The sequence below is a fragment of the Mycobacterium montefiorense genome (genome assembly GCF_003112775.1).
Classification (GTDB): domain Bacteria; phylum Actinomycetota; class Actinomycetes; order Mycobacteriales; family Mycobacteriaceae; genus Mycobacterium; species Mycobacterium montefiorense.
In genome coordinates this window covers 44944-62225 of record NZ_BFCH01000017.1, presented here as the reverse complement: position 1 = coordinate 62225, position 17282 = coordinate 44944, and the positions used below count along the sequence as shown (strand labels likewise).

Annotated in this window: 20 protein-coding genes and 1 pseudogene; 9 read left to right on the top strand and 12 right to left on the bottom strand. The window is 65.0% G+C overall.

Features of this window, described 5'->3' with window-relative positions; all coding sequences use genetic code 11:
• The first annotated feature begins 8 nt into the window (after positions 1-8).
• The gene (locus DB708_RS10265; protein WP_409347592.1) at positions 9-962 is read left to right on the top strand and encodes a 2-hydroxyacid dehydrogenase; all 954 of its coding nucleotides are present in this window, start codon (positions 9-11) and stop codon (positions 960-962) included.
• A 325-nt stretch (positions 963-1287) separates the two neighbouring features.
• Entirely contained in the window at positions 1288-2490 is a 1203-nt protein-coding gene (locus tag DB708_RS10260) for an MFS transporter (protein ID WP_235616715.1), read from the top strand.
• 27 nt (positions 2491-2517) lie between these two features.
• On the opposite strand, the gene DB708_RS10255 is transcribed toward DB708_RS10260, so the two are convergent.
• The 4 genes from DB708_RS10255 to DB708_RS10240 all read right to left on the bottom strand — a co-directional run bounded on the left by DB708_RS10255 (position 2518) and on the right by DB708_RS10240 (position 6300).
• A complete protein-coding gene (locus DB708_RS10255) occupies positions 2518-3459 on the bottom strand; it encodes an alpha/beta hydrolase (RefSeq protein ID WP_108921844.1) in 942 nt (313 codons plus the stop codon).
• A gap of 145 nt (positions 3460-3604) precedes the next feature.
• Positions 3605-4477 carry an SAM-dependent methyltransferase gene (locus DB708_RS10250; protein WP_108921843.1) on the bottom strand — a complete coding sequence of 291 codons (873 nt, stop codon included), beginning with the start codon at positions 4475-4477 and terminating at the stop codon, positions 3605-3607.
• Between the two features lie 143 nt (positions 4478-4620).
• Positions 4621-5340: an NUDIX hydrolase gene (locus DB708_RS10245; protein ID WP_108921842.1), complete on the bottom strand. Its 720-nt coding sequence runs from the start codon at positions 5338-5340 to the stop codon at positions 4621-4623.
• A gap of 78 nt (positions 5341-5418) precedes the next feature.
• The gene (locus tag DB708_RS10240; protein WP_108921841.1) at positions 5419-6300 is read right to left on the bottom strand and encodes a TIGR03854 family LLM class F420-dependent oxidoreductase; all 882 of its coding nucleotides are present in this window, start codon (positions 6298-6300) and stop codon (positions 5419-5421) included.
• 34 nt (positions 6301-6334) lie between these two features.
• Here DB708_RS10240 and DB708_RS10230 point away from each other — a divergent pair.
• Positions 6335-6841: pseudogene (locus DB708_RS10230) on the top strand (nuclear transport factor 2 family protein).
• On the opposite strand, the gene DB708_RS10225 reads toward DB708_RS10230, so the two are convergent.
• Positions 6838-7242, bottom strand: a complete 405-nt coding sequence (locus DB708_RS10225) for a nuclear transport factor 2 family protein (protein ID WP_108921838.1) — start codon at positions 7240-7242, stop codon at positions 6838-6840. The pseudogene DB708_RS10230 and the gene DB708_RS10225 sit on opposite strands and share 4 nt — an antisense overlap.
• A gap of 4 nt (positions 7243-7246) precedes the next feature.
• A complete protein-coding gene (locus DB708_RS10220; protein ID WP_108921837.1) occupies positions 7247-7804 on the bottom strand; it encodes a TetR/AcrR family transcriptional regulator in 558 nt (185 codons plus the stop codon).
• A gap of 94 nt (positions 7805-7898) precedes the next feature.
• Here DB708_RS10220 and DB708_RS10215 point away from each other — a divergent pair, with 94 nt between their 5' ends.
• Both DB708_RS10215 and DB708_RS10210 read left to right on the top strand, forming a co-directional pair.
• On the top strand, positions 7899-8306 hold the full coding sequence (locus DB708_RS10215; RefSeq protein ID WP_108921836.1) for a hypothetical protein: 408 nt from the start codon (positions 7899-7901) through the stop codon (positions 8304-8306).
• The gene (locus DB708_RS10210) at positions 8303-9781 is read left to right on the top strand and encodes an FAD-dependent monooxygenase (RefSeq protein ID WP_108921835.1); all 1479 of its coding nucleotides are present in this window, start codon (positions 8303-8305) and stop codon (positions 9779-9781) included. The genes DB708_RS10215 and DB708_RS10210 overlap by 4 nt, the downstream gene beginning before the upstream one ends.
• 3 nt (positions 9782-9784) lie before the next feature.
• Here the strand turns inward: DB708_RS10210 and DB708_RS10205 are convergent, their stop codons facing one another.
• Positions 9785-10828: a ketopantoate reductase family protein gene (locus tag DB708_RS10205; RefSeq protein WP_235616714.1), complete on the bottom strand. Its 1044-nt coding sequence runs from the start codon at positions 10826-10828 to the stop codon at positions 9785-9787.
• Positions 10829-11035: 207 nt separating this feature from the next.
• On the opposite strand from DB708_RS10205, the gene DB708_RS10200 reads away from it, so the two are divergent.
• Together DB708_RS10200 and DB708_RS10195 are read left to right on the top strand one after the other, a co-directional pair.
• The gene (locus tag DB708_RS10200; RefSeq protein ID WP_108921833.1) at positions 11036-11611 is read left to right on the top strand and encodes a TetR/AcrR family transcriptional regulator; all 576 of its coding nucleotides are present in this window, start codon (positions 11036-11038) and stop codon (positions 11609-11611) included.
• A 139-nt stretch (positions 11612-11750) separates the two neighbouring features.
• Positions 11751-13061, top strand: a complete 1311-nt coding sequence (locus DB708_RS10195) for a cytochrome P450 (protein WP_201263485.1) — start codon at positions 11751-11753, stop codon at positions 13059-13061.
• A 4-nt stretch (positions 13062-13065) separates the two neighbouring features.
• Here the strand turns inward: DB708_RS10195 and DB708_RS10190 are convergent, their stop codons facing one another.
• The 3 genes from DB708_RS10190 to DB708_RS27255 all read right to left on the bottom strand — a co-directional run bounded on the left by DB708_RS10190 (position 13066) and on the right by DB708_RS27255 (position 14533).
• Positions 13066-13539 carry a hypothetical protein gene (locus tag DB708_RS10190; protein ID WP_108922230.1) on the bottom strand — a complete coding sequence of 158 codons (474 nt, stop codon included), beginning with the start codon at positions 13537-13539 and terminating at the stop codon, positions 13066-13068.
• 253 nt (positions 13540-13792) lie between these two features.
• Entirely contained in the window at positions 13793-14218 is a 426-nt protein-coding gene (locus tag DB708_RS10185; RefSeq protein WP_108921831.1) for a nitroreductase family deazaflavin-dependent oxidoreductase, read from the bottom strand.
• 141 nt (positions 14219-14359) lie between these two features.
• On the bottom strand, positions 14360-14533 hold the full coding sequence (locus DB708_RS27255; RefSeq protein ID WP_165839794.1) for a hypothetical protein: 174 nt from the start codon (positions 14531-14533) through the stop codon (positions 14360-14362).
• A 129-nt stretch (positions 14534-14662) separates the two neighbouring features.
• On the opposite strand from DB708_RS27255, the gene DB708_RS10180 reads away from it, so the two are divergent.
• Complete coding sequence (locus tag DB708_RS10180) at positions 14663-15265, top strand: TetR/AcrR family transcriptional regulator (RefSeq protein ID WP_235616712.1); 603 nt, start codon at positions 14663-14665, stop codon at positions 15263-15265.
• Positions 15266-15345: 80 nt separating this feature from the next.
• Complete coding sequence (locus DB708_RS10175; RefSeq protein WP_108921830.1) at positions 15346-16173, top strand: mycofactocin-coupled SDR family oxidoreductase; 828 nt, start codon at positions 15346-15348, stop codon at positions 16171-16173.
• 365 nt (positions 16174-16538) lie between these two features.
• Here the strand turns inward: DB708_RS10175 and DB708_RS10170 are convergent, their stop codons facing one another.
• Together DB708_RS10170 and DB708_RS10165 are read right to left on the bottom strand one after the other, a co-directional pair.
• Complete coding sequence (locus tag DB708_RS10170; RefSeq protein ID WP_108921829.1) at positions 16539-16742, bottom strand: cold-shock protein; 204 nt, start codon at positions 16740-16742, stop codon at positions 16539-16541.
• A 187-nt stretch (positions 16743-16929) separates the two neighbouring features.
• Positions 16930-17250, bottom strand: coding sequence for a DUF1330 domain-containing protein (locus tag DB708_RS10165; RefSeq protein WP_108921828.1), 321 nt, complete (start codon positions 17248-17250; stop codon positions 16930-16932).
• Positions 17251-17282 lie beyond the last annotated feature (32 nt).

Sequence of the window (17282 nt, the reverse complement as noted above, 5' to 3'; positions counted from 1 at the left end):
TGCAGAAGATGAACGACGTGCTGCGGATCGGCGACAACTTCGAGCCCACATTCGAAGACGAGCTGCTGGCACGCTACGAAATCCCCAAGCTCCCCACGGAGCCGCAGCGAACCGCGTTTCTGGCTGAGCATTCGACGCGATTTCGCGTGGTAGTAACCTCGGGACGATACGGCGTAGACGCGGAAACCATTGCGGCCCTGCCTAATCTGGAGGTGATCGTCAACAACGGGGCCGGCGTGGATTTGATCGATCTAGAGGCGGCAAAGCTGCGAGGCATCGGGGTGAGCAACACTCCAGATGTGTTGTCGGACACCATTGCCGATACAGCACTGGGGCTGATTCTGATGACGCTGCGCGGCTTTGGCGCCGCTGACCGCTACGTGCGGGCGGGGCGCTGGGCACGCGAGGGAGCGTTCCCGTACGCCAGGGACGTCAGCGGCCTTGCGGTCGGCATCCTGGGATTGGGTCGTATCGGCTTGGCTATCGCAGACCGTTTGCTCGGATTCGACTGTGCGATTGCCTATCACAATCGACACCGCATTGACGGGTCGCCGTATCGCTACGCGGAGTCCCCGCTGCAGTTGGCCGAATCGGTCGACGTGCTGGTCGTCGCTACCACCGGCGATGAGCGGACTCGTCATCTCGTCGATCGCACCGTCCTCGAGGCGTTGGGGCCCGAAGGCTATCTGATCAACATTGCGCGGGGCAGTGTCGTGGACCAGGACGCGCTGGTGGAGTTGGTGGCTGGCGGCGCGTTGGCGGGTGCCGGACTCGATGTGTTCGCCGATGAGCCCAATGTGCCTGCGGCGCTGGTCAATCTGGACAACGTGGTGCTGTTACCGCACATCGGCAGCGCAACAGCGCGAACGCGGCGGGCGATGGCGCTGCTGACCATTCGCAACCTCGACAGCTACCTGGAAACCGGTGAGCTGGTGACACCCGTACTGCGCCCGCGCAGATAGCACCGGCGACCTCTACCGCCCGGTCCGCAACAGCCGCTGGTCGAAGGCGCCCACGATGGCAACGCGATAGGGATGATTCAAACCCGTCCTCGCAGGGCAGGCTTCTCGCGTGACAACCGGCGTTGTAGCGCGGCGGCGGAATAAGCGCTTGAACGGCGCCGTCTGTGAACGGGGTTGCGGCGCATATTGTCGCGGCGCACGTCGAGTTACAGCGCTGTGGCTGATATCACCGCAACGCAGAGTTCGTCGATTAACCCGCGTGCAGAGACGGGGGAGGAATTCAGTGTGCAGGTCGACTGTGGCAGCGCCCTGCCGGGAGCGCCTGGTGTCGTTGGAACCGCATCGGCGTAGCGAGCGCGGCGAATCTGATGGATATGAACTGTTATTCGCTGCGGTGTTGGCTATCCTGCTGGCGACCGGCTGGGCAGCCAACCACTTCGCCGGGCTAATCCCAGCGCTCAGCGATCGGCAGCATCTCAGTAGGTCTACGGTCGACGCGATCTTCGGTATTTATGCGGTGGGCCTGCTGCCCGCCCTGCTTGTCGGTGGTCGTGTGTCGGATCTGCGTGGGCGGCAATCGGTTGCGTGGGCCGGGTCGATCACCTCGCTGGCGGGCACGGTCGCGATGTTGCTGTCACAGCATTCCGCTGTGTTACTCGGGGGTCGTCTAGTGGTCGGCGCGGGTGTCGGGCTGGTGATCAGTTCCTGCACCGCCTGGGCTTCGGATATGAAGGGACCGGGTGGCGCCGCCGTCGCCGGTGCCGTCCTCACTGCCGGTTTTGCGATCGGCCCGTTCGCATCCGGCGTGATGGCCTCGGTTGTGCAATCCGGGCTTTGGGAGTCGTTCGGGGTTGCTGCCGCCCTTGTCGTGCTGGCGACCGTCGTCGCAGTGGTGGCGGCCCAGCGCGCAGCCGTGGCCGCGCCGGTCGCCGCGGCCGGGGGCGAGCAGTCGGTTCCGGTGCGTCAGGACATCACGCGGGCATTGAGTTGGGCGCTGCCACTTTCACCATGGGTGTATTCCTCGGCGACTCTTGCATTCATCACCATCCCCGCCCATGTGCACACCGGGCTTGCGGCCCCGATTGCCGCGGGGACCGCCGCCCTGATTGCCAACGGCATCAGCGGCCTTACTCAACTGATCGCCCGAGCGCGTCGCTGGGGCCCGCAAGCCGGGACCTCTGGCGCGATGCTGGCTGCGCTCGGCTTCGCGGTCACCGCGGCGGTGCCCTCGACGATGCCGCTGGGCGTGGGCTTGTCACTGCTGGTGATTCTCGGTTGCGCGTCCGGCCTGCTGCTCCGCGAAGGTCTGATCGACCTGGAAGCCGCCGCGCCACAACGATTGCGCGGCGTGCTCACCGGAACGTTCTACACCGTGAGTTACCTCGGCTTCGGCCTGCCGATGCTGTTGAGCACCGTCGAGTCCGGCGCGGCCGATACGACGATCCTGGCGGTGATGGCTGCGCTGGCGTTGACCGCCGCCGTAAGCCGGGCCATTCGGTTGCGGCGAAATAGCCACCGCCAGAGCTAGTTTTGCCCTGCGTGTGTGATCCCTGCGTTACAGTGCGAGCGCTTGACGCAGCACCGCGAGCTTCTCCGCTCCCTCACGCTTTGATATCGCCGCGTCTTGGATCAACATCGATCCGTGGAAAGTGCCCGGGAATAAATGTAATTCGACGCTCACACCTGCGGCAAGCAAGCCTAGCGAGTAGGCGACGCCTTCGTCTCGCAGTGGATCGAAGTGCATAACCGAGACGTACGCGGGCGGTAGGCCCGCCAAATCAGTTGCGCGAGACGGCGCGGCATAGATCGACACGTCGTCGGCGCCGGCGCGACCGGTCCCCAGGTAGGAGTCCCAACTGATGATCGCTCGGGGCCGGCTCCACATCGGCGTATCGGTGAAGTCGGTCATGCTCGCGGTGGTGAGTCGGTCGTCGAGTTCGGGCACCGATAGATACTGGAACGCGATGTGCGGCCCGCCCCGGTCACGAGCCAGCAGCGCCAGCGCCGCACTTAGCCCGCCACCCGCGCTGGTGCCCTGAATCGCGATGCGTTGCGGGTCGATGGCTAATTCATCCGCGTGCGCCGCCATCCAGACCAGCCCGGCGTACACGTCCTCGAGCCCTCCGGGGAACGGTGTTTCCGGTGCGAGCCGATAATCCACCGACCCCACGACGACGCCGAGTTCGCGGGCAAGGACGACGTTGAAGGCGTGCTCGGTTTCAAGGTCGCCGGCGATGAATCCGCCCCCATGCACGCTGTACAGAGCGGCCGGGGCGCTGCGCTGTTCGGGACGGTAGATGCGGATCGGCACCGCGGGATCGCCGTCGCGGCCCGGGATTTCACGGTCCTCGATCTGCACTCCGGTGGTGTCCGGTGGCGGAAATTGAGCGATCATGTCCGACAGCGCCGCCCGGATGGCCAACGGGTCGCCGCCCGGCAGATCGGGCAAAAGTGGAACCACCGCAGCGATTTCCGGGTCGAACGCATAGGTCGTCATGTGGCGCTCCTGAATCGATCAGCGGCAACGTTGCTCAGTTATCTTGCTCCTGGCATCGATATCTGGCTAGATCGACTCGATGTTTGTGCGCGACCGCGCAGATTGGTGCGTCCTGATAGTGCTGCCCCGTTGCGAGGTAGCCGGTTCAGCGATCGCGAGCGGCGGTGAAGAATTTGTCCCGCAGCAACCGCTCGAAGACCGGCGGTAGACCGTCGAGTGGTCGGCCGTATTCGTTGGCGGCCTTATCCATCAGGTCGATGCCGATGACTGACCAATCCCGTTCGGCCAGCCAATCTTTGGTGCTCGCACGTGGATCGTCATACCACAGGTCGGCGACCGGGTGCTGTCCGCCGAGTTGGCCGATTGCGGCTATGCCCTCGGCGAATTCCCGGACCTCCCCAGGTTCGGCGCCCAATTCGGCGGCTATCTGGCTGCCCTCGGCCGACAGCTCGTGCAGCTTCTCGAACAGTGCGTCCTGCGCGGCGCCAGGCAGATACGGCAGCAAGCCTTCGACCGCCCAAGCCGTCGGTTGCCTCGGGTCGAATCCCGCCGCGACCAGCGCACCCGCCCAGTCATCGCGCAGGTCGGTGGCGACCACGACACGTCGCACCAGTGGCTCGGCGCCCCGCTCGTCAAGGACGCGTTGCTTGAACTCCAGCACTCGCGGCTGATCGACTTCGAAAACCGCATAGTCGGCAGGCCATGCCAATCGGTACGCACGGGAATCCAGGCCGGCCGCCAAGATGACCGCCTGTCGGGTCCCGGAGCGTCCGGCCTGCGTGAAGTAGTCGTCGAAGAACCGGGTGCGCACGCCCACCCATTGTGCGTTGAACGCCGCCGCGCTGTTCAAATCGGTGTTAGCAACCGCGGCACTAAGATTCGGATCGCCGGCGGCGAAGTCGTCGTTCGCCAACGGCGGATCGAGGGCGGCATCGAGGGCGCGTCCAGCGCACACTCCCAGCGCGGTCAATCCGACACTCGTCACGATGTCCCAGGTGTCACCGGCGGTTCGGGGCATCACGGCCTCCCTTCACGAAGATCAGTACGACTGCCGGCGCCACGCTGCGCCGGAATGTTCGTTCACACAGCTAACGAAATTCTACACTCGTCTCTGGCATACCTCCGCTGACAGCCATCCGGGCGAAAGCGGCTGTCGGATGGTTACTTCCACGCGAAGACCGGTTGCTCGAGCTGATCGACCGCATCATGGCGTCCTTCCAGACACAGCCAGCGCAGCTGCAACAGCACCGCGCCGGTAGGTGCGTGGATGAGGTCGTTTCCCAACGGGATCTGCACCACCGGTCGTGGGCTCTCCGAGATGGTGATGAACCGCGGCGAGTCATCGCGTTGCAGTTGGTGTAGCCCCACCCGGTACACCGCCACGACCTCGTCTGGGGCGGGATGGGGATCGAGCCGTCCACCTCCCCAGATCACCACTGGGGTGATGACGTATCCGGATCGCGTCGGGTAGTCGTCGAGCAGGCCCAACACCGTCGAGCCGGGCAGGTCGATCCCCACCTCTTCGTGCAGCTCCCGCAGCGCTGCGTCGATCACAGTCTCCCCCGGATCGAGGCGACCTCCGGGCAGTGCCCACTGCGCCGCGTGCGAGGTCAAGCGAGAAGCCCTGCGGCACAGCAGAAAAGCAGCGCCGCCGGACACATCGACCATGCGGCCGTCCAGATCCGTTGCCGGCATCGGGCGACCGTCGTTCCACTCCTCGACCGACACCGGATCCACCCGGTCCTCGCCGACCTCCGAGTCGACCAATACCACCGCGACTGCGGCATGCCGCTTGGTCGGATCGCTCACCGCGCGACGGTCGTGGACCGCTAGATGGTTGCCAATCCGCTCATGCAGCGCCACGTCGTAGGGGATGGTCATTTCTCGAGACTAGGCCGCGGCAGTCTGGCAGCAGAGCCGCGGCAGCGCGCAGCCTGGTTCACCAACGAGCCGCCTTGCTCAGTTCTGCCGGCCGACCAGCTCTTCGATGAAGCGCTCGATGAAGCCGTCCAGCGGCGCGCTCCCGGCGGGCCGGATGACGAATTTCGTCAACCCGGCATCCAGGTAGGCATCGAGCCGCCGGTGCAGCTGATCCCAGTCCACGGCGATCAGGTCAGCGGGATCGACGTCCGGGCGGCGCCGTCGGGCCGCTGCGACCAGCTCCGCCGACAGCTCACCGTCAGCGACGCCCAACGAAATACCGAAGTGGTCGGGCTCGATGTGTCGGCCAGCCTGTTCCGCGGCCCGTTCGATCGCCTCGCGCCCGGCGCGCGACTCATCCGGGGTCAGGAAGCTACCCAACCAGCCATCCGCCAACGTACCGATGTGCTGATACGCCGCCGGTGCCGAGCCCCCCAGCCAAATATCCAGTGCGGGAGATGGTTTCGGTGTTATCACTGCGCCGCTGACCGTGAAGTAACGACCGTCGTAGGCGGCCGACTCGTTGGTCAGCGCGACGCGCAGCACCCGCAGCGATTCGTCGAACACCGCGGCCCGCTCTCCGTCAGGCACCACGAATAGCTCGCGTTCGGCGGGAATCGCCGAACGCAGCCCGAAGGCCGGAAGAACCCGCTTGGGCGCGACGGCTGCCAACGACGCCAGTTGTTTGGCCACCAGCACCGGATGGCGCCCCGGCAGCACCGCCACCGACGTGCCCACCTTCAGCCGGGTCGTCCGGCCGAGTGCATAAGCCATTCCGACCGTTGGATCGACCGTGGGGGCGTACACCAGCTCGGAGAACCACAGCGAGTCCACCCCGCTGCTCTCCAGGTGATCGACAATGCCGGCAAGCTGATCGGGAGCGCTGTCTGCACCCAGTCCGACCCCGAAGCGAATCTTCACCCGCGTCTCCCTTCGCGCCTAATACCCTTCGACCATGACCGACAGCGACATTGTGGCGATCACTCAACTGGTGAACCTCTACGGGCTGGCGGTCGATTCCCAGCGCTGGGACTTGTTCGATCGGATCTTCGCCGAGGAAGTGGACGCCGACTAAGGCCCGACGTCGCGCTGGACGGATCGCGAACGGTTCAAGGCCGAGTTCGCCGCGTTCCATGATCCGTTCGATTCCACTCAGCACACGATGTCCACCCATGTCGTCCAAGTCGACGGCGACCGCGCGCACAGCTTCTGCAACGGGGGCTGGAGGCTGGTACGCAAGGCGGCCGACGGCAACCCGCTCTGGGATGGCAGCGGCTGGTACGACGACGCGCTGGTGTGCACTGGCGGTGGCTGGCGGATCACGCACCGGGTATGCCGCATCACTTGGTGGACCGGCAATCCGTTCGTCAACGAAACGATTCCCGGTACGAAGTTCGACCTCACCACCACCGTGCTGCGGCGCGAAGCCGATGCCGGACGCGTCGGAATCCTCAGTGCCTAGGCCAGTTCGGCGGCCTCTTGCTGGATCCGACTGAACTGCGCGGCCATCGCTTCGGACAGCGCCGTCGCGCCCGACAGCGGACGCACCATGACCATGAAGTCGTCGATCAGGCCGTCGGCGTCGATATGCAGGAAGTCGCAGCCGGTGATCTTCACGCCCGGCGCACCCGAAATACCGGTCTCGAACACGAGTGCATGGTCACGACCGTCGCTCCCGGCGATCTCGCGGATGTAGCGGAAGTCCTCGAAGATCCGCAGCACACCACGCAGGATCGCCGCGGTGATCGGCTTGCCGACATACGGCTTGAACGCCACCGGGCTGGTGAACACGACGTTGTCGGCCAGCATGGCCTGGATGGCCGCCTCGTCACGGTCCTCGACTGCTTTCCGGAAGGGATGCATCAGATCATGGTGCCGGATCCGATAGGTAATGCATAAACACCGGTCGCAGCCATTGGACGAGTCGTGCGTCGTCCATGTCGGCCAGCGCCGGAATGCACAGGATGTAGCGGGCGGTCGCGAGTCCGAGCAGTTGCGATCCCACCAGCGCGGCTCGATCGTGAGCGTGATCGGGGACCACCGCGGACAGCGCCGGTGCTACCTGGTCGACGAACACCGCGAGTAACGCATCCGCGGCAGTCCGATTGGTCGCGGCTGCGCGCAGCATCGGCAACAGCGGCCCCTGCGGTCCCCAGACGCCGACGAACATCGGCAGCAGCAGATCGGCGATGCGGTCGGGGGCGATGCCGGAGAGATCGGGGAACTCGACCTCGAATCGGGAGGCGGCGGCGAAAAGGTCCGCCTTGCTGCCGAAGTAGTGCATCACCAGCGCCGGATCGACGCCGGCCTCCGCTGCCACCGAACGGATGGTGGTGCGTTCGAATCCATGGGCCCCGAATTGCGCACGCGCGGTGGTCAGAATCGTCGATCGCGTGGCCTCGCCATCACGGGCTTTGGCTGCCATCCGAGCAGTATATTCAACAGCTGTTGACATCGCATACATCGCGGCCTACCGTTTGAGTTCAACAACTGTTGAAGTCAGCATCGGGGATGTAGCCATGGCCGTCACCGCCATCCAGATCGGACTCGATCCCGACGTGATCGACTACTCCTCACCCGACTTCGCGCAATTCCCTGGCCTGTCGAAGGAGAAGCTGCGCACCGCCAACAACGACAATGTCGTGGCGTTGCGCGCCGCCGGCTACGACGTCGACAACTGCCTGATCGACTTTGGCGAGACCGGCGTCGACAAAGCCCGCACATCGCTGGCGTCCAAGCGATACGACGCGGTACTGATCGGCGCCGGCGTGCGGCTGATCGCCAGCAACACGCTGCTGTTCGAATCGATCGTCAATGCCGCACACATCACCCAGCCCGGCTGCCGGTTCGTCTTCAATCGCGCGGCCGTGGCGACACCCGACGACATCCGTCGCTGGTACCCGCACCCGGAAGCGGTGACACGATGACGACCCACGCTGTCAACGTCGTCGTCGTCGGCGCCGGGCCGACGGGCCTGACCGCCGCGGGTGACCTGGCGCGCACGGGCCGCTCGGTCACCGTGCTTCAGCGCTGGCCCACCATCAACCCGTCCAGCCGCGCCTTCGCCACCATGGCCCGCACGCTGGAGGTCCTCGACGCCCGGGGGGTCGCCGAGGACCTCCTGGCGCGCTCACATCACGCACCGGGAGTCACGATTTTCGGCGGTGCCCGCATCGACCTCACGCACCTCGACTCGCCCTACCGATTCGCAATGATCACCCCGCAGACCAACGTCGATCGGGCGCTTGCCGACTATGCGATCGCGCATGGCGCCGACATCCAGCGCGGCATCGAGGTCATCGGACTCGAGCAGGACACCGACGGCGTGACCGTGATCGCGCGACCCGAGGACGGCGGCCCGGGCGACCTTGTCCGTTGGCGGGCACAGTATTTGATCGGCGCCGATGGGGCGCACAGCACTGTTCGCGCACTGGTGGGCGCGGACTTCCCCGGCCGGACCATGCTGTCGTCGATCGTTCTGGCGGATGTGAAACTCGCGGATGGGCCCGCCGGAGGCGCCCTGACGCTGGGCAGCACTCGTAACGAGTTCGCATTCTTGGCTCCCTACGACGACCGCGACGCCAGCGGCGCCTGGTACCGCGCCATGGTCTGGGACCGCAACAACCAGCTGCCCGACGACGCGCCCGTCAAACGAGACGAGATCGCCGACATTCTGGCGCGGGCGATGGATCCCGATCCCGGGTTACTCGAGGTGGGATGGAAGTCCCGATTCCATTGCGACGAACGCCAAGTCGAGCAATACCGGCATGGCCGCGTGTTTCTGGCCGGAGATGCCGCACATGTCCACTCCCCGATGGGGGGCCAGGGCATGAACACCGGCATCCAGGACGCCGCGAACCTCGCGTGGAAGATCGACGCGGTGCTCGCCGGTGCCGGCGACTCGGTGCTCGACACCTACCACGACGAACGCCATCCGATCGGCAAGCGGGTGTTGCTGCAGTCAGGCCTGATGGCCCGCGGCATCACGCTTCGTCCGCCGGTTGCCCGCGGACTACGAAATATGCTGGCACCGAGGCTACTTCGCATCCCCCGTGTGCGTGACGCGATTGCCGGCAGCTTCGCCGGAACAACGTTGCGGTATGCCACCCGCAAGGGTGAGAGCCCTTTGGTGGGTACCCGCGCGACGCAGATTCCGTTGCGGCATGGGCAAATCGGCAAGCTGTTACGCCTGCCGGGTTTCGTCTTCGTTCGTGAGCGGGGTGCGCCCTGCATCGACGCGGCCGGGCTCCCCCAGGCAGAGCGGACCGATGACGGTCCGGCGGTGCTGGTGCGTCCCGACGGCTACATCGCCTGGGCGGGCAATTCGGCCGACCGGGCCGCGGGTGCGGAGGCGCTTGGGTGGTGGACCGGGCGAAAACCGCTCTGCCTGGTAACTCCTTAGCCGTCACTCGTGCCCGTCGACTCCAACCAGGTCTGCCAGCTGCCGGGCTGAATAGCGGCCTGGGCCAAAGCCATTTCGCGCCGTCGCGCGGGCGGCACGAGCTAATGCGGTGTTCAGCGGCGCCTCGATGCCGTGTCGGTGCGCGATCCGGACGATCTCGCCGTTGAGGAAGTCGGTCTCCACGTTGCCGGTCTGGCGGCTCAACGATTGCCATGTCGAATTGCTCGGCCCGGTATTCGATCCGGGCACCGGCCGTATCGTGGGCCCGTCCGCCCGCGTCGCCGTCGAAACTTCGGACGAGATGAATGCGATTCCCGCTTGCCGCAGCACCTTTTCGCCTTCGCGCCGCAGCGCGGTCACCACTTCGGCTGCGGCATCGACGGTGAGTGCACCCACGGCGTTGCCGAGGTTGCTCAGCAATTTGTTGTACTTCCACGGGGCGACGTCATCGGGAGTACGCACCCGAACCCCCGCCGCGGTCCAAGTCTCGGCGAGCCCCGCCAACAGCTCGGCATCCTCAGGGGTGCGCAGCGCCGCCGGCCACCGCGCGATATGGAACTGCCCGACCACCGGCCACGCCCGCACGATGACCTCACCCGGCTCGAGATGCACGGCCGGCAACCAGACGCAGATCCCGAATACCCGGCGGAAATAGCGCTGTGCTTTGTCTTCTGCGGCAACCCCGTTGAGCGCTGTCATTGCCGGCAGCAGCTCGCCCGCGGTCCCCACGCCACCATCTCGGCCATGGACGGGCTGATCCACCCACTCCTGCAGTGCGCCATCGAGTTGTTGGGTCTTGGTCGCGAAAACGAGGACGTCGCGGTCGGTCAACACGACATCGTCGGGCCGCGACGCGGTGGTGACCGCAGTGCGAAACGTTCCGTCGGGCGTCTTCAGTGTGATGCCCTCGGCGGCCAGGATCTCGGCATGCCGACCGCGCGCGACCAAGACGGTTGGGATTGCGGCCCGGGCCAACACTGCGCCTACGGTGCCGCCGATAGCGCCGGCGCCGATGATCACGAATCGGTGGTCGTCTGCTGGCGACAATGGGTCCGCCTTCCATCGGCTTCGAACCTCGTCCTGGGCGAGGTTACGTCGGCACCGGCGGACGCGCTCCCGGCTGTTGGTGCGCACGCGAAAGCGGGCCTCCTTCAGAAGTTGCTGGCACCCCGCGACCAGCAACCCCTGAAGGAGGCCCGCTTTCTCTTTGCCGTCCAAGTCTGTAGTCGTTTGACTACAGTGTAGTGTAGACATATGACTACACCCAGCGCAAGCCCCAGCGCCGTCCAAGAATCCGCTCCGACCGGCCGCGACGAGGTGGTCGCCGCGATCCTGGACAGCGCGGCGGATATGTTCGCCGAACGGGGCCCGGGAGCCGCCTCGATTCGCGACATCGCAGCCAGGGCTCACGTCAATCACGGCCTGGTCTTTCGCCATTTCGGGACGAAGGAAAATCTTGTCGCCGCGGTACTCGACTACCTGGCGGCCGAGCTGGACAACCTGGCCGACGGCACGTCGTCGCCGGACGAGATCGACGTGGCCACCACACGCCAGTTACGGGTCATCGCGCGGGCGCTGCTCGATGGGTATCCGGCGGGTCAACTGCAGTCCAGCTTTCCCGCCGCCGCCAGACTGCTGGGCAACATCCGACCCCTGCACGACACCGAAGAGGGCGCACGGCTCGGAGCGGCGAACGCGATGGCGCTGTTGCTGGGCTGGCATCTGTTCGAGCCGTTCGTACGCTCGGCGACCGGACTCCACGATTTGCCGAGGGACAAGCAGCGCGAATCGATGTTCACCGAGGTGGGCAGGCTTGTTCAGCCGCACTGATGCGTGATGCGCAGGCGTCGTTCTCTCGAGGTTCGCAATTGGCAGATGCTCGGTAGTCTGGGTGGGCGTCGAAGCCCCGAGGAGGCGTTGATGTCCTGCACCGTTTGGGCGAGCTGAAATGAGCCAGACGACGCCAGCCGTGACCGATCGTTTGGCGCAGCTGCCGTTACCGCCCGGGCCGCGAGTGCCCGGCGTGGTGCAGACCGCACTGTTCTCCCATCGGGACCGCATCACGCCGTGGCTGCGCAACCACTACGGCGACGTCATCACGGTCTCGGTGCTGGGCCGGCCCTCGGTCCTGGTGTGCAGTCCTGAGCTGACTCGGTCCGTGCTGGGCGGCGAGCCGACGACCTTCCATGCGGGCGAGGGAAGAATTCAGGGGATCCGGAACGTGATGGGCGAGCGGTCCGTGGTGACCACGGATGAGGCTGCGCACCAACGGCTTCGCAAACTGTTGGTGCCCCCGTTTAACGGCGCTGCGCTGCGCGGCTACCGGGACATGATGAACGAGCTCGCCGCTAAAGAAATCGGGCGGTGGCCGGTCGGCACTCCGTTCGCCGCACAGCCGCGGATGAACGCCGTGACCTTGGAGATGATGTTGCGCGTGGTCTTGGGTTTGCGCGAGGGACCACAGCTCGACGCGCTTCGGATCCCGTTTTCGCGACTCGTTACCGCACCGATGCCGGTATATGCCGGCGAAGTGGTACCGCAGTTGCAACGGTTCGGGCCCTGGAAACGATTCCGTCAACTGCGGGAGCGCATCGACGACGTGCTCTACGCGGAGATCCGCGAGCGCCGCGGCGCGGGACGCACCGCCGATCGCGGCGACGTGTTATCCCAATTGATAGCCACGCAAGTGGACGGCGATCGACTCTCCGATGCCGAGTTGCGCGACCAGATGGTCACCCTGCTGCTGGCCGGCCACGAAACCACCGCCATCACGCTGTCCTGGACCCTGCACGACCTCGCGCATAATCCTGCGCTGCAGGACAAGGCAATTGCTGCCGTCGACAGCGGCGACGACAAATACTTCGAAGCCGTTATCAAAGAGTCGATGCGGCTACATCCGGTGTTCTTCGCCGTCGCACGACGACTCACCCACGATGTGGAATTGGGCGGCTACCGTGTCCCCGCCGGCTACACCGTCTTCGCGGGCATCGGCCCGGTACAGGCCGATCCCTGCCAGCACGCCGATCCGCACGTCTTCCGGCCCGAAAGGTTCCTGGACGGCTCGGCTACCGCCTCGAACTGGTTGCCCTTCGGCGCCGGGGTACGCCGTTGTCTCGGTGGGGGATTCGCGATGATGGAAGCCACCGCAATCCTTCGCGAAGTCCTGCACAACTACCGCCTGACGCCCGGTCGCAGCCGCCCCGAGGCGGCCCGCGCGCGTCACGTTGTCTACGTCCCCTCCCACGGCGCACGCATCATCGCTCACCGGCGCGCCAAATAGGCGCTCAGAGCAACGAATTGACCATCGCTCCGCCATCGTTGACGGCCTGAGCGGTCGCATTGTTATCTTGCCTAAAGTCGATAAAGGCCGTCTGGTGGCTCGCGGTGTTCAGCAGCTCACTGAAGGTGCCCATCACCGGAACCGCGCCCTGCGGGCCTGACACGGTCGCGGTGTAGTTGATGAAGGCTTCCTGCTGGAACTTGTTGCCGCGCACCCCAATGATGGTCGGCCCGGTTAGATCCTTCACATCGGCGAAGCCGGCCGATGGCGTGCCGGTCAATTGATCGATGTCAGCCTGCAGCAACCCGACGAGGTCGGTTCCCCTGGGGGGTTTGACCGCGACTTGCAGCTGCGCGCTGGAGTTGGCGTTGGCCAGCGCTACCCAGTCGGGCCCCCGGTCTGCGACCGTCCAGCCCGGCGCCGGGGTGACCGTGATGCCCGGCACGATGGCGACCGCGTCGTCGGAAGCCAGCGCCACTGGTGGGCGATTGATGTTGGCGATCAGGACGATTCCGGTGGCCGCGACACCGGCGATAGCGAGCGACCCCAGCCGCTGTCCGAACCGTGCCCCGGTTGTCGACCAGGTGGTCATGGGTTTGCTCCTCACACACTTAGTCGGGCCTTGATTGCTTTGCCCGTCGACTTCTAGAGTCACCCTATACAGCCAGGCTTGTCCAACATTGGGTTGCTATGGCCCGATACATGCCGCTTATCGACCCAGCGCTCGTGATTCACCCGTCGTGTGGTCCGGTTGCGCACAGCGAGATGACCGGGATCGTCCGGGTCGTCTTGCGTTCGTATTCGGCGAAGCCGGGATACCGCTTGGCTTGCTCGGCGTATTTCTCGTCGCGTTCGGCGCCCTTGATTTCGTCGGCGCGCACATTCAAGTGCTCGTCACCGACCTCGATGCTGGCGTCTGGGTGGGCGACGAGGTTCCAGTACCAGGCGGGGTTGCTGTCAGCCCCGGCTGCCGAGGCGAAAACCAAATAGCGGTCGCCGTCGGCTAGGTACATCATTGGGCTCACCCGTTGCGCACCGCTGCGCGCGCCGGTGCTGTGCAGCAACAGAACCGGCGCTCCCTCGAACTGCCCGCCGAGCCTGCCATGATTGGCACGAAACTCCTCGATGTTGCGACGGTTGAAGTCGTCATCGGTCATGCGGCCTCCTCAGAGGGATTGGTTCAGCGTCGGATAGTCGATGCAACCACGCGCCGCCCCTGAGCGCGATGCGCCGGGATCCGTTGTGGCGGAATTCGTTACGACGGCCAGGCAATTGAGCCCAGTCCTGGGCGGGTGTAGCTAGGCGGCCGCCACCCCGGGAGTCGATACGGGGGTCACCTCGGAGTACACGTGGCCGCAGGTACCGCAGCGCACCTCGTATTCGAGTTTGTCATCGCCGGATTCCAGGAATCGGTATTCGGCCCAGGCCGCGCATCGGGGGCACCGCGTAGGACCATGCTCCACTGTCGTCATCTTCGGCCCCCTTCTCGACTGCGGTTTCGTGAAAATACCCGCTTGGCGCCTGGTCAAACCATCAATTTCAAAATTCGCTAGCGCCGCGCACCGTTGACCGCTTTGAACAGATGTCGTTAATGTGTTCAAGTGCCCGTCGATGCCGCGCGAGACACCAAGCCGGTGCCGAACGCATTGCTGACCGCGGCCAGCGATACGCTCCGGCAACTCGGGCCACGGCGGTTCAGCTTGACGGCGGTGGCCGAGGCCGCCGGCGTATCGCGCGGCACCGTCCACAATTTGTTGGGAACTCGCGACAGCGCGATTGCCACCGCAGTCAATCAGCTGGCCGCGGGGTTCATCGAAACCATGGCCGTCGAGGTTGCCAAGGAAGCCACCCTGGCCGAGCAAGCCGCGGCGGTCGCGGTGCTGATTTGTGCGCATCGTCAACGTTCGCAGTCGCTGCCGCGAGGTATCGATCGCAGCATCCTGGTGCTGCTGTTGGACCACGGGGGCGACGAGCTGATGCGCCGGTCGATCGAATTGTGGAAGCCCTTGGTCAAAGACGCCCAGCGCAACGGGGAAGTCGGCCCGACGGTCGACGCGGCGCGCGCTAGTGAATGGATCGTCCGAATGCTGTTCAGTTTCGAGCTGATCCCCCCGATCGCGGTCAATCTCGATAGTCCGCGCGCCGTGCGCCGTTACATCTGCGATCACGTCGTCGACGGGCTGACCGGAGCCGGCCGTGGGTGATTCCCGTTGACGGACTACGAGTTTCGCACCCGACCCACTAACCAGCCGCAGTCCGCGCCACAGGCAGAGGAGCTATCAGCATGACCGACAACGCCACCCCGTTAGCCGGGAAGGTCGCCTACGTGACGGGAGCGGCTCGCGGACAGGGCCGCTCGCACTGCATCCGGCTGGCGCGGGCCGGTGCCGACATCGTCGCGATCGACGCGTGCGCCCCGGTTGCCGAAAGCAACGGCTATCCCCCTGCCGTACCCGAAGACCTGGCCGAGACGGTCGGCCTGGTCGAGAGCGAGGGCCGCAAGATCCTCGCCGAGGAGGTCGACGTCCGCGACCTGGCCGGCCAGCAACGGGTGGTGGCGAATGCGATCGAACAGTTCGGGCGGCTCGACATCGTCGTGGCCAATGCCGGCGTGCTGAATTGGGGCCGGGTGTGGGAGATTTCGGCTCAGCAGTGGCAGGAGACCCTCGACACCAACCTCACCGGGCTGTGGAACACGATGAAATCCGCGGTGCCGCCAATGATCGCCGCCGGCAATGGCGGGTCGATCATCAATATCAGCTCGGCGGCGGGTATCAAAGCCGTCCCGGGTTGCGGCCATTACTGCGCCAGCAAATTCGGCGTGGTCGGCCTCACCAACTCGTTGGCAGTCGAGCTCGGTGAATTCGGTATCCGCGTCAACTCGGTGCACCCCTACGGCACCGACACCCCGATGGGCAACGACCTATCGATGTACCAAGTCTTCCAGGATCATCCGCACTACATCCACAGCTTCTCACCGGGCGCGCTGCCGACGGATTCGCTGGCTGCTCCGGATCTGATCTCCGACATCGTGGTCTGGCTCGCCAGCGATGCATCGTCATTGCTGACTGCCGCCCAAATCCCGGCCGACAAGGGCTATCTCAAGATCTGAGCGTCCTGCGACGCGGTTCCAGATCTGGTCATTGCACCCGGCAGGATCCGGCCAAGCCGCTCATAACGGTGGCGTCGTAGCGGCGGTGTCGTTCTTGGGGCGATCGGAGAAAGTAGGCAGCTGCACCGGTTCGGAATCGCGACCGGTCTGGGAGACGATTTCGGGCTCGTTGCGATGTGAGAATAAATCCGGCGATTTCATGGAGCGGGGTCCTTAAATTGGTTCGGCTTCCGCGCAACATTGGTCTGTCGAGCGCAGCGCGAGCGTCAGGAAAGACGTTGTCCCGACCGACTTGGCCGAGAACCCATCGACGAACTGTGGGCTGGCGGGAAATCACCCACCAGCCCACAAGAAGAACGCTCACACTAGACGGCGGTTACCCCGACTGCCTGCGGACCCTTGGCTCCCTGCTCGATGCTGAACTCAACTCGCTGGTTGTCCTCGAGCGACTTGTAGCCGTTCCCCTGGATTTCTGAGTAGTGGACGAACACATCTGCTGCGCCGCCGTCCGGAGCGATAAAGCCGAAGCCTTTTTCGCTGTTAAACCATTTCACAGTTCCCTGTGCCATACCTTCAACTTCCTCATTCTGGAGGGATGCCGATAGACATCCCGGGTGAGAGTAGCACGTGAGGCGCGTAGGCATGTCTTCGACTGGGATAGAACGCTTTTCACACACTAAGACCTGACACCGCCGGGTAGTACTGGATGTCGCTGTACGGCAGTCGATTCCGGAATGCTGCGGCGTCGGATCGCGGTTATCGACTCAGTATCGGCCTGAGGTCGTCCAGACGGTCGAACAGGTGCCAGATGTACTTCGATGATCCGTTCTCGCGATGCGGATGCAGATCGGCGAGTTCGGGGTCGTTGCAGTAGCTGTCAAAGGCTTCCCGCGAGTCCCACTCCACCAGGATCAGCACTTGACGCGGTTCGATGTCGCCGACAATCGCGTCCTGGAAACTTCCCAGCGCGACGACGCGGCCGCCGTGTTTGGCCACCTCGGCGGGTGATCGTCGCGAGTAGGCGCGATACTCGTCGGCATCGGCGACATCGAAGAGGTTCAACGCATAAACGGTCATAGTCGCCGACGTTACGTGGGGACGACGATCAC

What these genes read in the sequence shown, in the direction of transcription:
- DB708_RS10210 (WP_108921835.1), top strand. Translation starts at nt 8,303, where the DNA reads ATGACGACCCACGCTGTCAACGTCGTCGTCGTCGGCGCCGGGCCGACG.
- DB708_RS10245 (WP_108921842.1), bottom strand. Translation starts at nt 5,340, where the DNA reads ATGACCATCCCCTACGACGTGGCGCTGCATGAGCGGATTGGCAACCAT.
- DB708_RS10185 (WP_108921831.1), bottom strand. Translation starts at nt 14,218, where the DNA reads ATGACCGATGACGACTTCAACCGTCGCAACATCGAGGAGTTTCGTGCC.
- DB708_RS10215 (WP_108921836.1), top strand. Translation starts at nt 7,899, where the DNA reads ATGGCCGTCACCGCCATCCAGATCGGACTCGATCCCGACGTGATCGAC.
- DB708_RS10250 (WP_108921843.1), bottom strand. Translation starts at nt 4,477, where the DNA reads ATGCCCCGAACCGCCGGTGACACCTGGGACATCGTGACGAGTGTCGGA.
- DB708_RS10220 (WP_108921837.1), bottom strand. Translation starts at nt 7,804, where the DNA reads ATGGCAGCCAAAGCCCGTGATGGCGAGGCCACGCGATCGACGATTCTG.
- DB708_RS27255 (WP_165839794.1), bottom strand. Translation starts at nt 14,533, where the DNA reads ATGACGACAGTGGAGCATGGTCCTACGCGGTGCCCCCGATGCGCGGCC.
- DB708_RS10225 (WP_108921838.1), bottom strand. Translation starts at nt 7,242, where the DNA reads ATGCATCCCTTCCGGAAAGCAGTCGAGGACCGTGACGAGGCGGCCATC.
- DB708_RS10265 (WP_409347592.1), top strand. Translation starts at nt 9, where the DNA reads ATGAACGACGTGCTGCGGATCGGCGACAACTTCGAGCCCACATTCGAA.
- DB708_RS10170 (WP_108921829.1), bottom strand. Translation starts at nt 16,742, where the DNA reads ATGGCACAGGGAACTGTGAAATGGTTTAACAGCGAAAAAGGCTTCGGC.
- DB708_RS10255 (WP_108921844.1), bottom strand. Translation starts at nt 3,459, where the DNA reads ATGACGACCTATGCGTTCGACCCGGAAATCGCTGCGGTGGTTCCACTT.
- DB708_RS10165 (WP_108921828.1), bottom strand. Translation starts at nt 17,250, where the DNA reads ATGACCGTTTATGCGTTGAACCTCTTCGATGTCGCCGATGCCGACGAG.
- DB708_RS10175 (WP_108921830.1), top strand. Translation starts at nt 15,346, where the DNA reads ATGACCGACAACGCCACCCCGTTAGCCGGGAAGGTCGCCTACGTGACG.
- DB708_RS10200 (WP_108921833.1), top strand. Translation starts at nt 11,036, where the DNA reads ATGACTACACCCAGCGCAAGCCCCAGCGCCGTCCAAGAATCCGCTCCG.